16 protein-coding genes and 2 tRNA genes are annotated in these 14,590 nt (G+C 39.9%); 12 read left to right on the top strand and 6 right to left on the bottom strand.

The genetic code is table 11. The features are described from left to right. Positions 1-8: 8 nt before the first annotated feature. Positions 9-677, bottom strand: coding sequence for a type 1 glutamine amidotransferase domain-containing protein (locus CH361_RS07010; protein WP_100790129.1), 669 nt, complete (start codon positions 675-677; stop codon positions 9-11). 128 nt (positions 678-805) lie between these two features. On the opposite strand from CH361_RS07010, the gene CH361_RS07005 reads away from it, so the two are divergent. Continuing rightward, positions 806-1,690 carry a LysR family transcriptional regulator gene (locus tag CH361_RS07005; RefSeq protein ID WP_100790128.1) on the top strand — a complete coding sequence of 295 codons (885 nt, stop codon included), beginning with the start codon at positions 806-808 and terminating at the stop codon, positions 1,688-1,690. Between the two features lies 1 nt (position 1,691). Here CH361_RS07005 and CH361_RS07000 read toward each other — a convergent pair whose 3' ends face one another. The 3 genes from CH361_RS07000 to queF are packed head-to-tail and all read right to left on the bottom strand — an operon-like array spanning position 1,692 to position 2,566. Continuing rightward, positions 1,692-1,910: a ferredoxin gene (locus CH361_RS07000; protein ID WP_100790127.1), complete on the bottom strand. Its 219-nt coding sequence runs from the start codon at positions 1,908-1,910 to the stop codon at positions 1,692-1,694. Next, on the bottom strand, positions 1,907-2,164 hold the full coding sequence (locus CH361_RS06995; protein ID WP_100790126.1) for a SemiSWEET transporter: 258 nt from the start codon (positions 2,162-2,164) through the stop codon (positions 1,907-1,909). Before CH361_RS06995 ends, CH361_RS07000 begins: the two co-directional genes overlap by 4 nt. Further along, entirely contained in the window at positions 2,165-2,566 is a 402-nt protein-coding gene (queF, locus tag CH361_RS06990) for a preQ(1) synthase (RefSeq protein WP_100790125.1), read from the bottom strand. It lies immediately after the preceding gene. A gap of 42 nt (positions 2,567-2,608) precedes the next feature. Between queF and guaA the strand changes: the two genes are divergently transcribed. Next, positions 2,609-4,408, top strand: coding sequence for a glutamine-hydrolyzing GMP synthase (gene guaA, locus CH361_RS06985; RefSeq protein ID WP_100790500.1), 1,800 nt, complete (start codon positions 2,609-2,611; stop codon positions 4,406-4,408). Between the two features lie 30 nt (positions 4,409-4,438). On the opposite strand, the gene CH361_RS06980 is transcribed toward guaA, so the two are convergent. Beyond that, on the bottom strand, positions 4,439-4,852 hold the full coding sequence (locus CH361_RS06980; protein WP_100790124.1) for an LIMLP_04285 family protein: 414 nt from the start codon (positions 4,850-4,852) through the stop codon (positions 4,439-4,441). Between the two features lie 132 nt (positions 4,853-4,984). Here CH361_RS06980 and CH361_RS06975 point away from each other — a divergent pair. Both CH361_RS06975 and CH361_RS06970 read left to right on the top strand, forming a co-directional pair. Beyond that, positions 4,985-5,055, top strand: a tRNA-Cys gene (locus CH361_RS06975). Positions 5,056-5,070: 15 nt separating this feature from the next. Beyond that, a tRNA-Leu gene (locus CH361_RS06970) sits at positions 5,071-5,154 on the top strand. Between the two features lie 257 nt (positions 5,155-5,411). On the opposite strand, the gene CH361_RS06965 is transcribed toward CH361_RS06970, so the two are convergent. Then, positions 5,412-7,298, bottom strand: a complete 1,887-nt coding sequence (locus tag CH361_RS06965; protein ID WP_100790123.1) for an O-antigen ligase family protein — start codon at positions 7,296-7,298, stop codon at positions 5,412-5,414. A 30-nt stretch (positions 7,299-7,328) separates the two neighbouring features. Here CH361_RS06965 and CH361_RS06960 point away from each other — a divergent pair, with 30 nt between their 5' ends. From CH361_RS06960 to leuD, 8 genes are all read left to right on the top strand, one after another. Beyond that, positions 7,329-8,156 carry a glycosyltransferase family 2 protein gene (locus tag CH361_RS06960; protein ID WP_100790122.1) on the top strand — a complete coding sequence of 276 codons (828 nt, stop codon included), beginning with the start codon at positions 7,329-7,331 and terminating at the stop codon, positions 8,154-8,156. Further along, the gene (locus CH361_RS06955) at positions 8,137-8,910 is read left to right on the top strand and encodes an LBBP_01157 family protein (protein ID WP_100790121.1); all 774 of its coding nucleotides are present in this window, start codon (positions 8,137-8,139) and stop codon (positions 8,908-8,910) included. Before CH361_RS06960 ends, CH361_RS06955 begins: the two co-directional genes overlap by 20 nt. Then, positions 8,900-9,487 (top strand): D-sedoheptulose 7-phosphate isomerase, encoded by a 588-nt coding sequence (locus CH361_RS06950; RefSeq protein WP_100790120.1) that lies wholly within the window; start codon positions 8,900-8,902, stop codon positions 9,485-9,487. The genes CH361_RS06955 and CH361_RS06950 overlap by 11 nt, the downstream gene beginning before the upstream one ends. Then, entirely contained in the window at positions 9,474-10,229 is a 756-nt protein-coding gene (locus CH361_RS06945; RefSeq protein ID WP_100790119.1) for an ATP-binding cassette domain-containing protein, read from the top strand. The genes CH361_RS06950 and CH361_RS06945 overlap by 14 nt, the downstream gene beginning before the upstream one ends. After that, a complete protein-coding gene (locus CH361_RS06940; protein WP_100790118.1) occupies positions 10,189-11,652 on the top strand; it encodes an FHA domain-containing protein in 1,464 nt (487 codons plus the stop codon). Before CH361_RS06945 ends, CH361_RS06940 begins: the two co-directional genes overlap by 41 nt. 4 nt (positions 11,653-11,656) lie before the next feature. Then, on the top strand, positions 11,657-12,484 hold the full coding sequence (locus tag CH361_RS06935; protein ID WP_100790117.1) for a hypothetical protein: 828 nt from the start codon (positions 11,657-11,659) through the stop codon (positions 12,482-12,484). Positions 12,485-12,561: 77 nt separating this feature from the next. After that, positions 12,562-13,956, top strand: a complete 1,395-nt coding sequence (gene leuC / locus CH361_RS06930; protein WP_100790116.1) for a 3-isopropylmalate dehydratase large subunit — start codon at positions 12,562-12,564, stop codon at positions 13,954-13,956. Between the two features lies 1 nt (position 13,957). Continuing rightward, a complete protein-coding gene (leuD, locus tag CH361_RS06925; protein ID WP_100790115.1) occupies positions 13,958-14,584 on the top strand; it encodes a 3-isopropylmalate dehydratase small subunit in 627 nt (208 codons plus the stop codon). Positions 14,585-14,590 lie beyond the last annotated feature (6 nt).

The following is a 14,590-nucleotide window of genomic DNA, read 5'->3' as shown; positions in this document are numbered from 1 at the left end:
AGGTATCTTTATTTCTTTAGTAAACTTAAAATGGCCTCTCCAACCGCTTTTGCTGACTGTGGGTTTTGTCCTGTTACAAGACGTTCATCCACTTCTACATGAGAGTTCCAAGGTGCTGACTTAGAATACTTTCCACCCGAAGCGATGAGTTTATTTTCTAAAAGAAACGGAACCACTCCCTCCAGTTTAACAATTTCTTCTTCCTCATTTGAGAATCCATTCACTCGTTTCCCTGCAATGAGTTTGGAACCATTGGAAAGGGTAACGTTGACAAGAGCCGAAGGGCCGTGACAAACCGCGCCCACTACACCACCCGATTCATAGATGGTTTTGGTTAGTTCTTGCAGTTCTTTGTTGTCTGGAAAGTCCCACATGGTTCCATGCCCACCGGCAAAATAAATGGCAGAGTAATCACTTGGTGTTATTTCTTTGGGGGATTTTGTATGGATTCGTTTTTCTTGATAGACCGGGTGGTTCCAAAATTCTTTGTTTGCAGGATCTTCTAAATCAAACCCGTCTACAGGCGGTTCTCCGCCTCTTGGACTGACTAAGTCGATTTCAACACCTGCATCGTGAAGCACCTTCCATGGATGAGACACCTCTCCCAAATGATAGCCTGTGGAACCTGCATTTCCCTTTTCCCCATGGCTTGTTAAAACAAATAATACTTTTTTCATTGGATCCTCTCGTATTCAAATCTGATTGATAATCGAAACTTTTTTCCTTATCAATTTTTTAGACAAGGGGAAATAGTTATTAGAATAATGATGGTGTTTATACTATGATATAAAAATATTAATACCTAATGAACCCAATTGAGTTGTACCAAAGTTTCTATTGTATTTATAGAGAAAGGAATTTAACCAAAGCAGGAAAAATCCTTGGGTTATCGCAACCAGCCCTCAGTTTGCATTTACAGTCTTTGGAAAGGCATAGAAAAGAGGTATTATTTCGCCGAACTTCCAGAGATCTAATCCCGACAGACGCCGCCAAACGGTTGTATGTAAAAATTGCTGGACCCATCGAAGAGTTGGAACGAATGGAAGGGCAAATGGGGTCAAAAGAAAAGGTTAGGGAACTTAGAATCGGTTCCGCCAAAGAAATATTTTTAGAAAAAATTTTACCGAAGCTTTCTAAAGAAGGAGAGAGGTTTCACGTGCAGTATGGCTTTCCTCCTGAACTTTTAGAAGCTCTCACAAAAGAGGAAATTGATTTTGTCATCAGTAACCAAAAATTAACAGTTCTAGGGATTGGGTTTACAGAATTATTTCGAGAAACCTTTGTATTTGTGGCATCCCCGAAGATTCCATTCGATCCCAGTTTTCCCTTTCGGGGACAAAACAAACAGAAACTAGAAACAATTAAAACCTGGATGGAAAAACAACATTGGTTAGTTTACAGCGAGGATTTTGCCATTGTCAGAAGATTTTGGAAGGTCAATTTTGATTCCCGTCCCAAACTAACGAACTATTCAGTGTTGCCAAATCTTCATGATATTAAAACGGCTTTGGAACTTGGTTTGGGAGTTTCTATATTACCAACCTATCTTTTAGAAAAAAAATCATCTTTGTATCGAAACGATAAGGATTGTAAAAGTTTTGATAATCAAATTTATCTTGCGACACGTTTGGGAGAAAAATTGTCTTTGGATGGCCAAATCCAAAAATTGCAAGATTGGATGAAAACTTAAGTTAGTGTTTTTTCCAGTGGATGCATTCCCCTGGGCATTCATCCATTTCCTTTTGCACTTTTTTTTCGTCTTCTTCCGGAATTGCCGCATCGTTTATGGATTCTCCTGCGATATGAGTTTGAGAAACATCGTCCTCATCCATCATAAAGTATTTTGGCATATTATCAGCGCACTGGTTACAAGAAGTACAATTGTCTTTGTCTACATAAGCTTTTCTCATGTCTCTTCCTCTGTTTTGAGTTTATAAAATAAAATAATGGATACGAAGAAAATGGTAACTGTGTTCGCGAGGATGATCGGAAAATCGGATTTTAAAATTCCATATACCAGCCATAAAAGGACACCTGCAAAAAACATAATGTACATATTTCGGCTGATGTCTCGGGTTTGTTTGGTCATTACCACTCGGAGTACTTGCGGAAGGAAAGAAACAGTCGTTAAAAAGGCAGCAATGTAGCCAACTAGGTTTTCCATTTAGGCTTTGTACTCTCGTTTTACGATGGTTTTTACTCCACCTCGCACATTATAATCACCCACCACCTTTACATAAATGGGATCCACTGCAGAGACAAAGTCTTCTAGGATTTTGTTCACTACGTTTTCGTGGAAAATTCCTACATTTCTGTAGGCCATCATGTATTCCTTTAGAGATTTGAGTTCGACACAACGCTCCCTAGGGATGTATTCGATAAAAATGGAACCAAAGTCGGGAAGTCCCGTTTTGGGGCATACAGCAGTAAATTCTGGGATGGTAAATTCGATATTGTATTCTTTTCCGGCATAAACATTGGCAAACCATTCGATTTCAGGTGTTTTCCAGGACGGGATATGGTCTTGTTTGTCCTCGTAAGAAGATTCTGATTTTTTTTCCGACATTTGTTTACCCCGACAATTGCAAAATTATTTTGGAATCATCCCATGAAAAGTGATAAAAAAATTGCAGTCGTCGATTTCGGCGGTCAATACGCTCACCTCATCGCATCCCGAATTCGTAGGCTTGGTGCTTATACGGAAATTCTTTCTAACGAAGAACCTTTGAATGTTTATGCATCCTATGCTGGAATCATTCTATCTGGTGGCCCAAGCAGTGTTTATGAAAAAGGGGCACCACTTTTACCCGAAGGGTTTTTTAAAATTTCGGTTCCTATTTTAGGAATTTGTTATGGCCACCAACTTTTAATGAAGGCTCTCGGTGGTGAGGTTGTTTCTTCCAATTCAAAAGAATATGGTCCTGCCATTTTAGAAATTCAAAATTCGGATTCTTTACTTTCTAAATCCCTTTCCTCTAAAACTAAAGTTTGGATGAGCCATGGTGACGAAGTGGTTCGGATGCCAGAAGGTTTTCAAATTGTCGCTTCGTCAGATAATTGTCGTTATGCGTTTGTTTCTAATGAGTCTAAAAAACAATTTGGCATTCAATTCCACCCGGAAGTCACTCATTCGGAAGAAGGGGAAGTTTTACTTCGTAACTTTGTGAACTTATGTGATGCTAGTGCGAGTTGGAGTATTTCTCGGTTTTTAGAAGAACAAATCTCTGAGTTACAAAAGAAAGTCCCTGTTGGTAAAAATGTTTTTTTACTGGTTTCGGGAGGAGTGGATTCTTCTGTTGCTTACTTACTCCTTGCCAAAGCACTGGGAAAAGACCGGGTGAAGGGCCTACTTGTCGACACGGGGTTTATGCGTAAAGATGAAGTAAAAGATCTTATGGACAACCTTCATCAAGTTGGTTTTGACCTAACGGTTTGGGATGAAAGCGAAGTCTTTTACAAACATCTGGAATCTGAATTTGAACCCGAAAAAAAACGTCGGATTGTGGGAGATTTATTTTTAGAAGCGCAAAGCAAAGCTACGGAATCACTCGGACTGGATTCGGAACATTGGCTTCTTGGCCAAGGAACCATTTATCCTGATACCATTGAATCTGGGGGAACCAAACATTCTCATAAAATCAAAACCCATCACAACCGAGTTCCACAAATTGAAAAACTCATCCAAGAGGGAAAGATCGTCGAACCAATTGCTGATTTGTATAAAGATGAAGTGAGAGAACTGGGAAGACTGCTCGGTCTTCCTGAACGTTGGATTGAAAGGCATCCATTCCCGGGCCCAGGCCTTGTGGTGCGAATGATTGCAAGCCCCGAAACAAAACCCCCTAAGATCGATTTTTCTGATTTAGGCCTCGGCGATCAAAATGCAGAAGTAAAAATTTTACCCATTCTTTCCGTGGGAGTCCAAGGGGACCAAAGAAGTTATGCACACTGCGCTGTTTTGAATGATTTTTCTGCCGATTGGAACGAATTAGATAAATCGGCGGTGATGATCACCAATTTCAAAAAAGAGATTAACAGGGTTGTTTTTGCTCCTGGAATTAAGAACTTTTCCGGTTCTTTTTATTATACCAAACTGACTTTGGATAAAGAACATTCTGATATTCTAAGAGATGCCGATGCGATTGTAAACCGAATCCTCTATGATGAATCGATCCATACATCGATTTGGCAAATGCCAGTGGTGCTTGTGCCTGTCGGACTTCGTGAAAATTCTTATGGAGTGGTGCTCCGGCCAGTGGAATCAACCGAGGCAATGACTGCGAATTTTTACCAGATGGATCGAAAGATTTTAGACCGGATCACCAAAGAATTGTTAGCATTGCCACAAATTTCTTTGGTATTGTATGATCTCACTCACAAACCACCGGGAACCATTGAATGGGAATAAAATAGTTCTAAAATTTGATTTATGAAAATTTTAAGGGAGCAAAATCCAAAGAAGAGCCATCCCGCCCATTGCTAGTTCAGGAAGTTTTCTTTTAAAAAAACTTTGGTTTTCCGGATTTTCTTTTGGTTCTTCTGCGTTTTCCGGTTCTGTTTTTGTTTCTTCTTTGGTTTGGTTGGATGCAAAAAGAGAACCAAACAAACCAGGTTTTTCTTCTTCTTTTGGGGCTTCCCAAACCACAGGTAGAGTTACAACAGTCACGGCATTCTTTTTAAACGCTTGTTTGGTGCCGTCTTTTGATTCTACTAAAACATAATTGGCAGTGGGTGAGGAAGTTTTCACATTTTCCATCACCTCTTTGGTTGCTTTTACAGTCACTGTGTCTGCATAGGCATTCTGAGTTAGGATTGATAAAATCGATACAGTGAGAAAGGTCTTTAGGTTCATATCTACAGCCCATCCTCTTAAAATCCTTAGGCAATTTGATTTTTCTCTGAATTGTTACAATCCGATGAAAAGTGGAACCAGTTTCCATTTGACACCAGACCTTCCTATTTTAGCCTATCCAAAGTCACGATTGGCGTCGTGGCCAAGTGGTAAGGCATGGCTCTGCAAAAGCTTGACCGCCGGTTCGAATCCGGCCGACGCCTATCACGGAAACATTCGCCTGGATGGTGGAACTGGTAGACACACAGGACTTAAAATCCTGTGGGAGTAATCCCGTGCGGGTTCGATTCCCGCTCCAGGTATGAATCGAACGATTGCGAGTCAAAAAAAACGTAGCGACCCCGCGCAGGCTTTATAGAAGCCGGAGGCGAAGTTGGCCGTAAGGCCAAGGGTGGATGGAGCATGAAGCCATTTTTCTGAGGACAGGATGTCCGAAGTCGCGAGTAGGACGGGCTGAGAACGAAAGGCCAGGAAGGCCGAAGTTTGAAGCGGGTTCCCGCGAACTTTCCAATCAAACAAGACCAGGATCAACATCTCTTATGTGCGACCCCTCGCTGTCTTAGTCACAATTTCCTGTAATTTCGATTCGAGGAAGGTAAGGATTCACATTCTCCTTCCAAGTGTATAGAAACCCAAAATCAATAAATTCTAATTCATTTCCTAAATGATCCTTAGGATCCACCTGGATCGTTTGTTTCGATCTTAAATGGACAAAGTTTTCTGTTTTCACAATTCGTTCCGCTTGGACTCGGTATTCTTTGTCTTGGTCAAAACTCTCCCGTTTTCGAATTTCTAATACAAGAGACTCTGGAAGTTCTCCCTCCACTTTCTCTTCCCAGTGAATTTTTAGTTGAACGGGAGTTTTGCGGACTCTCTGGGTTTCTTTAAAATTTATAGTATGGTCGAGGCAACCTGAAAGTTTAAAATACAACTCACCAGTTCCTTTCTGTACCGCCACTGGCAGGCTTGCATTGATGGAAGCTTGTGCAAGTGCGGTAGGAAAGTTATGTTTCGTGCGAGCTCTATGGACAAAGAGTTCCGTTTCTGGAGTTTTGGTTAAGTAGAGAGCCCCTAAAAAAGAAATGAGAATCCAAAGAAAAAGGAGGAGAAATATATTTTTTGAATTTTGAAAGGTAAACTTGGAACCAGTGAAATTCTCTCTTTTCTTTCTAGCAGGGAGTAAACACAAAATCCCAAGGAAAGGAAGTAAAACTTCATCATCCAAAAGAAAACATTGGAAACTTCCTGCAAAGACGATGGCAAAAAAACCCAAATAGAAAATGGTATGTTTTGTATCTTCTAAGATGTTTTTTGTTTCTAAATACAAAAAATAAAGAAAAGAAATTCCTGAAATGATTCCACCTAGTAACCAAAAATGGATCAAATCAAAATGGGCATGGGATTTGGGAGTGATCGATAAATCATAATACAATTCAGGCAAACGTGCCACTATGACGTTTGCTTTTTCTATAAATTCAAAACTATAATTGCCAGATCCAATTCCAAAAATATAAAAATCTTTTAGGATCGCAAAATTCATTTTGTGAATCCATACTCTTTGGTTCTCTAACGAACGTTTAGCGAATAAATCATCAATGGCTCTTTGGAATAACCAATTGTTTTGATAGAAAAGGAAAAGTAAGATAGTCAGAACAAAAAATCCTAATCCCAGGATAGGAAGGTATTTTTTGATAGAGACTTTTTTGTGGAGGCTAATAAGAAAGAGCCCAAAAACTAACCCGAACCAAATTGACCTACTTTGGTTTAAAAAAAGTAAAAACACTCCCAGGCTGGATAAAACTAAATACCAAATGAGTGAAAGTCTGTATTTTTGTTTTTTCTTTGCGATGAACCATCCTTTCGCAGTTCTTTCCCAGAGGGAGGGTAAGTAGATGGCAAGTAGACCACCATAAGTTAGGTGGGTACTTTGAAACCCAATGGGTAGATAAAGAGAAACTTTGTCCAAAAAATGGACCAGAAGATGGGGGAGGCGTCTTCCTTCCAAGTATTGGAATCCATCCATCACAAAGGGTGCCAGTCTGTATGGAGAAAGAAGGGATAAAATTCCGGAAAGGATAAGGGCTAGGGCACCAAGTCTAATGGCACCTTTCAAACCTGTTTTCTCTTCTGGTGAGAGACGGGAATGAAACGTGAGTAAAAATGCCATCCACACATCCCCAAATTCCGATTTCAAAAGGGTCTGTTTCCAATTGGTTGTGTCCCAATGTAAGACAGGGGTGATGAGATACCCTAGATAAAGAAGGATCCAAATCAGAAGATTTGGTTCTAAACTTGGAAATTGCCTTCGATAGATAGAATCTAAAATAAAAAAGAAAATGGAAGCACCGGCAAAAATTTGGCAAAGACTAATGGAAAACGGTGAGAGAACAAAAAAGAGGTATAGAAAAACAACGGAAATCTTATGAAATGTTTCTTTCCCAATCATATTTGGTTCTAAGAATAGGTTTTAACTCCTATGGAAGGCAAGAGAAAAAGAAAATTGTCGGTGGCCATCATCACCTTCAATGAAGAAAAAAATATCGGAGATTGTATCCTCTCCATTGAACCAATCGCAGATGAAATTATCGTTTTAGATTCACTGAGTACAGACCGTACAAAAGAAATTGCGACAACATTTCCCAAAGTAAAATTCTATGAATCTCCTTTTCCTGGCCATGTAGAACAAAAAAACAAAGCCATTGGCTTTTGTTCTAACGATTGGATTTTGTCTCTGGATGCGGATGAACGAGCAGACAAAACATTAGTAAATTCGATCCAAGTTTTTTTAGAATCCGATTCTACTGTTGCGGATGGATTTAAAATTGCTAGACTTACCTATCATTTAGGACGTTGGATTCGTTTTAGTGGTTGGTATCCGCTTCGTCGATTTCGCCTTTTTCGGAAAAAAGCGGCTACTTGGGTTGGAGAAAATCCTCATGATTATATCGAATTAAAACCAGGTTCTGTTGGAAAAATCATGAAGGGGGATATCCTTCATTATAGTTTTACTGACTTTAGCCATCAAATCACTACCATCAATCAGTTCTCTAGTATTGTCGCCTATACTCGTTATGCGAAAGGGGAAAGATTTTCCCTTGCCAAAACCATTCTGAAACCATTGGGGAAATTTTTAGAAATATATATTTTTAAATTTGGATTTTTAGATGGAATCCCCGGCCTTTGGATTGCCATTGCTTCGGCCTTTTCCACTTTCCTAAAATTTGCAAAATTATATGAATTGGATAAAAAACATATCGAACGGCCGTCCAATATAAGAAAAGAGTATGGCAAAAACGAAAAGTAAATCTCAAGGGAGTTGGTTTACGCGTATTTTCTCTTTTTTTGGATCCAAAAGGAAATCAAAAGAAGAGGATTTAGGGAAGCGGAAAAAAGAACCTAAATCCTTTGCTATGGAATGGGCGATCGCTATAGAAAATTGGAAAAAGAAACTTCGCACCAAACAGGTAGCAACAGGTGTAGTTTTAGAAACTCTCAAATTTCGCTTAACCAAAACAAACGTTAAATTGTTTCGGGCCGAAGGTGAAAACTATTCAATCATTTTGGCCACAGGGAATCATCTTTATAAAAACAAAGAGGACAAGTGGTCTGGTGTATTGTTTGTGGATGAGGGGGAACTCAATAAAAATCTGAGTAGAGATCTCTCTCAAGTGGAGGGACTAATCTCTGCCCTTTCCATTCCCAAAGCAGATTTATTTCTAGATGCGGATGCTCCCAAAGAGGATTGGAGAGTGGTTCTTTCTTGGGAACGATTTTGGCAGGAACAATTGGTTTTGCAAATGAAACCAAATTCAATGGCACTTGTGATGCTCGCTATAGGAGAAGAGTGTCGGATTTTTTTTGAGTCGGTGGCGACAGAAAGACAGAAGAGACTTGTAAGGGACGAATTATTTTATTTAAATTTGGGAAACACTGATTTCAACAATCCCTATTCAAAAGCCAAAAACTTATTCGGATTTGGTACCGCCCTTCTCGAATTCGGAAATACAATCAATACCATAAAAGAAAGAAAGGAAAAAGAAGAAAATCATGGATCATAAATCCCTCATCCAAACTCAAATCGAAGATTCAATTGCAGTGAAGCAGCAGTTGTTACCAAGTCTTTTGCCTTCGATAGAATCTGCGGGAAAGTTACTCGTGGAATCTTTAAAAGGGAATGGTCTGTTATACTTTTGTGGAAATGGAGGTTCTAGTTGTGATGCTTCTCATATTGCAGCGGAACTTGTTGTTCGTTATAAGTCTGGCAATGAGAGAAAAGCAATTCCAGCTCTAGCACTGAACAGTGACCAAGCAGTTCTTACCGCTTGTTCCAATGACTATGGATATGAGTATGTATTCCAAAGACAAGTCCAAGCCTTTGGAAAACCATCGGATGTTTTTGTTGGTTTAACCACTTCAGGAAATTCGCAAAACATTATCTTGGCGGTTGAGGAAGCGAGAAAAATCGGAATGAAGGTTGTTCTCTTTCTCGGTGGAGATGGTGGGAAATTAAAAGGCAAAGCTGATGTAGAAATCATTGTCCCTTCAAAAATCACTGCAAGAATTCAAGAATGTCATATTCTAATTGGTCATATTCTCTGTAGTATCATTGAAAAGGAACTCTTTGGCCTCGACTAATCCATTTGTTGTCCAAATCAAAAATGCAACCATCGAAACAAGTGATGGGAAAAAGATTTGGAAAGGGATTTCTTTAGAGATCCCAAAAGGAATGATTTATGGAATCATTGGGGAATCTGGGTCGGGAAAATCGACGTTGGGATTTTCATTGTTTGGTATGGTTCCAAAAGATTTTAAGTTGAGTTACGAAACATTTTTAGTGTTAGGCGAAGATGTTCTTTTGAATCAATCTCGGGAAAAGTTATTTATGGTTCCCCAAAATCCCAATTCGGCTTTCCATCCATTTCGAACTATCGAAGCACAGATTAAGGATTTTTTTAAATTATCTGGGTTAGGGGGAGTGTCCTACGAATCTTTATTTCTGATTTGGGATCAGTTATCGATTCCAAGAAATCATTGGACAGAATATGCGAGGACTCTTTCTGGTGGAGAGAAACAGAGAATCTTACTTTCTTTAGCTTTCTTAAGAAATCCAGAAATCCTAATTTTGGATGAACCAACTACGGGACTGGATGCCTTTTCTGAAAAAATTGTTCTAGAAACCGTTCAAAACCTCGCAAAAAACGGGATGTCAGTTGTTTTTATTACACACGAGCTTCGGATCGTCGAAAGTCTGGCCTCTCAAGTTACGATAATGAAACAAGGGGAAGTCATAGAATCCATTTCGGTTCTAAACCAAAACCTGGAGCCAAAAACAGAATATGGAAAACAACTTAAGGAAGCTTCTCTCCTCTTTCAATAATGGGATTTTCTTATGTTTTGTTTTGTTTCCTGGACTTCTCATTGCCGAACCTGGATTCAAACTCAGATCCATAGAACTTGGATACTATCCTGACGTAAAAATTCGCTTCCATGCAAATTCTCAGACAAGTCCCCAAGGTTTTGTTCTTTCGGAAGAACTAGATTCAGTCGCTAGGTTGACAGAAGCTTTTCGTTTTGAACCTATGGATGCAAAAAATCCAGTTCATTTGTACATTTCCATTCCTAGTTATACAAATGCTGAAGATAGACGTTGGATCATTCAGTTGGCAAACCAGTTGGTAAAAATTTCGGAACAAACTGGTGGGACTTCTAAATTACAAATTCAATCCGATACAAACAAGTATTCGTATGAAAGGATTCGTTCGAATGTGCTCGATATTTCCTTTCCTTTTCCTAAGGAACCAATACCCCAATACCCCATTCGAAATTGGGAAAATTTTTTAGAAGGGATTCCCAAAAACAAATCCACGGAAGATTATATCCTTGTTCTTGTTAGTTTTGCAAATGAGTGGCAAGACCGATTTGAAATTCCGGAATTAGCCAAACGAATTCGGGACAAAAACCTCCAATTGATAGTTTTAGCACCGAGTTCTTTGGAAGCTACAAAGTTAGCAAGTTATGCGAATGGACTTCATTATCCAATTTCAAAATCGGACAGTTATTCCAATCTTTTTTCTCATTTAAGAAATCTTGGTTTAGAAGACTATCAATTGGTTTATACTTCACCTTGGAACCTATCTCCATGGAAAACAAATGCAGTTGTCGGTAGTTTAGTTTCTCTAGATCAGGGAATTCATTTTGAGTTTCGTTATGAACTTTCATTTTTTAAATACATTTATTTAAAACTATCTGATCCTTTATTTTTTTTCCCAGTCAGTTTGTTTCTCATTTTTCTTTGTTTGGCGGCTTTGTATTATTTGCGCGGATATGAAGAGAACAACCAAGGTATATTCACAGAATCACCTCTTCCTGAGTCGGAATTTTCAGAACGAAAAGAAGAGTTGCAGGTTTATGACCGAATGTATGGAGAAACCATGGAAAAGGCTGCAAGAGACAGGGAGATTGCCAGTGCCATTTCCGAAAAAATTCCTCTCTCTGGGGTTTCTTATTCTTTTGCAGTTCTGATGAGAAGGGAAGGGAATCAAAATTCCGAACAATTTCAGTTACAGTTTGAGGAAGTTAGGATTGGAAGTCTGGAATCCAATCATCTTGTCCTAAGTGACCCCACAGTCGCAGGTCTCCATGCGAAGATAAAAAACCGAAAAGGAAAGTATATATTGTTTGATTGTGTTTCACCAACGGGAGTATACTTAAATGGTAAAAAATTACTTCGCCCAAAGGTATTGCAAAATTTGGACGAAATCCAAATCGGCAAAACGATCTTTTCGTTTCGAGGAAGGTAAAGGGATGGTTCCGGTGATTAAAAAGATTTTGGTTTTTTTCCTAGTCAATTTTACCATTTTAGTTTGTCTCACCTGTTCCGGTGAAACATCTAAAAACGATGCCGCAACCTCACTGGCTTTAGCGAAAGAATCAGGAGCAGACGGATGTACTGTTGCGGGCCTTGGAACACAAATCAAAGCTGGATATACAGGAATTACAACCACATCCCAATCAGTTTCTTTTTCCCTTGCGGGAGATACCTATTATGCTGTGATGCAAATTGCTGGAGCACAAATCGGAACACGGGTCGTACTTTCTCGTTATGCGAAACTTTCTGTTTATGTTTCCACAAGTTGTCCATTGGATCTATCCTCGGCAGTTCTAGCGAAGGATGGTACTGAATATTCCAAAGTGGATTCACCGGCAACTGTGATTACTTTTACAAAGGCTGGGAGTTATTTACTCTATCTTTATCAAAAAGAGAGTGGTTCGGTAAATCCACTTACAGTTCTAACCGATGGAACCCCTGTACAAAATATTTCAGACTCGGACCTTACGGATCTTCTCAACGGGGGATCCATCAAAACCTTTAAATTCGCTTGTGCAGTGGGAGGCGGTGTCTGCCAAAATTATTACGGATATCTTACAAGTTGCCTTTCTGGGACCAAACAAACGTCTAAGTGTACGGAGACAAGTGTAGTGGGTTCTTGTAAAGTCACCCAGGCCAGTGTGGGGTATATCATCAGTGTTTACACAGCTCCCCTGACAGGGGGTGGTGCTGGGACTGCCGCAACACATTGTTCGGGGATCTCGGGAACTTTTGTAAACGGTTCTACTGTCCAAACCCCGTAGAACGCATCTATTTTTCCAAATTCCCTGGACACACTACCCCATGTCCGAGTTATGACTGGAAGTGAGGGAGTCTAGTTATGAAAACCATGTTTGAAAAGATTTGGAATGACCATTTGGTTCACGAGGAAGATGGAACCTGCCTCATCTATATCGATAGACACCTTGTCCATGAGGTGACAAGCCCGCAGGCTTTTGAGAGTTTAAAATTAACAAATAGAAAGGTGCGTCGTCCGGATGCCACTTTCGCTACTATGGACCACAACGTTTCTACTAGAACACGTGATTGGAAATCGGTGGATCCTATTTCAGTTCTCCAAATGCAAACGCTAATGGACAACTGCAAAGAAAATGGAATTACATTATTTGATATCAACCATCCAGACAACGGAATCGTTCACGTTGTCGCGCCAGAGCTTGGCCTCACTCATCCTGGTATGACCATTGTATGTGGGGACTCACATACAGCCACTCATGGTGCTTTTGGGGCCTTGGCTTTTGGAATTGGAACTTCCGAAGTAGAACATGTTTTAGCTACACAAACTCTCGTTCAGAAAAAACCAAAAACTTTGGAAATCCGTGTAGATGGAAAACTTTCTCCTCTTGTCTCCGCAAAAGACATCGTACTTGCCATCATCGGTAAAATTGGAACTGATGGGGCTACTGGTTATGTAATTGAATTTACGGGAGAGGCAATTCGTTCTCTCAGTATGGAAGGTCGTATGACCATCTGTAATATGGCGATTGAAGCCGGTGCTCGTGCAGGTTTGATTTCTCCTGATGACACTACGATCAATTATATCAAAGGTCGGGACTTTGCACCGAAGGGTGATGCTTTTGAAGTAGCAGCTGCTAAATGGCGTTCTTATGCAAGCGATCCAGGTGCTAAGTTTGATAAAACAGTTACACTCAATGCAAATGAAATTGCACCAATGGTTTCTTGGGGAACATCTCCAGGCCAAGTGATTCCTGTAACTGCCAGCGTGCCTGCACCAAACGACTTTACGGATCCAATCCAAAAAAAATCCGCAGAGTCCGCTCTTGCCTATATGGACCTAAAACCAGGCCAAAGACTTTCCGATGTGAAAGTGAATAAGGTGTTTATTGGATCTTGTACAAACTCTCGGATTGAAGACTTACGAGTGGTCGCAGATACCATCAAAGGAAAAAAAGTCAGTAAAGAAGTGGAAGCTATCATTGTTCCAGGATCTGGTCGGGTGAAACGACAAGCAGAATCGGAAGGACTCGACAAAATCTTTTTAGAAGCAGGATTCCAATGGAGAAACCCTGGTTGTTCTATGTGCCTTGCTATGAACGATGATGTTCTTTCACCGGGAGATCGTTGTGCCTCCACTTCCAATAGAAATTTTGAAGGAAGACAAGGGAAAGGGGGACGCACCCATTTAGTTGGCCCTGCCATGGCGGCGGCTGTAGCAGTCGAAGGACATTTCGTAGACATTCGGGAGTGGAAATAAGATGAAAGCATTTACAAAATTAAAAGGCATTGCTGCTCTTTTAGATAAAGCAAACGTAGACACGGATCAAATCATTCCCAAACAATTCCTTCGTAAGATTGAGAGATCTGGTTTTGGACAACATCTTTTCCATGACTGGAGATTTTTAGATGATGCCGGTAAAAAACCAAACCCTGAATTTGTTTTGAATGCACCAAGATACCAAGGTGCGAATATCCTTGTTACAAGAGATAATTTCGGTTGTGGGTCATCGAGAGAACATGCTCCTTGGGCTTTGGAAGATTATGGGTTTCGTTCTATCATTTCTCCATCTTACGCAGATATTTTTTATAATAACTGTTTCAAAAATGGAATGTTACCAATTGTTTTATCAGAAGCAGAAGTAGAAGAAATCTTCCAAGCGATTGATAAAAAAGAAGGTGCCAATCTGGAAATCGATTTGGAAAACCAAGTTGTGGTGACAGAAGAGGGTAAAAAATATCCTTTTGAAGTGGATGCATTCCGAAAACATTGCCTTCTCAATGGACTTGATGATATTGGTCTCACTCTACAAAAGGCAGATTTTATTCAAAAATTTGAGGAAAAGAACCAAAAAGAAGTTCCCTGGTTGTACGCGAAATCTGTATAATCGCAC

Source organism: Leptospira brenneri (genome assembly GCF_002812125.1).
Classification (GTDB): Bacteria; Spirochaetota; Leptospiria; order Leptospirales; family Leptospiraceae; genus Leptospira_A; species Leptospira_A brenneri.
This window is presented reverse-complemented; position numbering and strand designations above follow the sequence as displayed.

Excerpts from the sequence above, each read along its gene's own strand:
- CH361_RS07005 (WP_100790128.1), top strand. The coding sequence starts at position 806 with ATGAACCCAATTGAGTTGTACCAAAGTTTCTATTGTATTTATAGAGAA.
- CH361_RS06950 (WP_100790120.1), top strand. The coding sequence starts at position 8,900 with ATGGATCATAAATCCCTCATCCAAACTCAAATCGAAGATTCAATTGCA.
- CH361_RS07010 (WP_100790129.1), bottom strand. The coding sequence starts at position 677 with ATGAAAAAAGTATTATTTGTTTTAACAAGCCATGGGGAAAAGGGAAAT.
- queF (WP_100790125.1), bottom strand. The coding sequence starts at position 2,566 with ATGTCGGAAAAAAAATCAGAATCTTCTTACGAGGACAAACAAGACCAT.
- CH361_RS06960 (WP_100790122.1), top strand. The coding sequence starts at position 7,329 with ATGGAAGGCAAGAGAAAAAGAAAATTGTCGGTGGCCATCATCACCTTC.
- CH361_RS06955 (WP_100790121.1), top strand. The coding sequence starts at position 8,137 with ATGGCAAAAACGAAAAGTAAATCTCAAGGGAGTTGGTTTACGCGTATT.
- guaA (WP_100790500.1), top strand. The coding sequence starts at position 2,609 with ATGAAAAGTGATAAAAAAATTGCAGTCGTCGATTTCGGCGGTCAATAC.
- CH361_RS06980 (WP_100790124.1), bottom strand. The coding sequence starts at position 4,852 with ATGAACCTAAAGACCTTTCTCACTGTATCGATTTTATCAATCCTAACT.
- CH361_RS06995 (WP_100790126.1), bottom strand. The coding sequence starts at position 2,164 with ATGGAAAACCTAGTTGGCTACATTGCTGCCTTTTTAACGACTGTTTCT.
- CH361_RS06935 (WP_100790117.1), top strand. The coding sequence starts at position 11,657 with ATGGTTCCGGTGATTAAAAAGATTTTGGTTTTTTTCCTAGTCAATTTT.
- leuC (WP_100790116.1), top strand. The coding sequence starts at position 12,562 with ATGAAAACCATGTTTGAAAAGATTTGGAATGACCATTTGGTTCACGAG.
- CH361_RS06965 (WP_100790123.1), bottom strand. The coding sequence starts at position 7,298 with ATGATTGGGAAAGAAACATTTCATAAGATTTCCGTTGTTTTTCTATAC.
- CH361_RS07000 (WP_100790127.1), bottom strand. The coding sequence starts at position 1,910 with ATGAGAAAAGCTTATGTAGACAAAGACAATTGTACTTCTTGTAACCAG.
- CH361_RS06940 (WP_100790118.1), top strand. The coding sequence starts at position 10,189 with ATGGAAAACAACTTAAGGAAGCTTCTCTCCTCTTTCAATAATGGGATT.
- leuD (WP_100790115.1), top strand. The coding sequence starts at position 13,958 with ATGAAAGCATTTACAAAATTAAAAGGCATTGCTGCTCTTTTAGATAAA.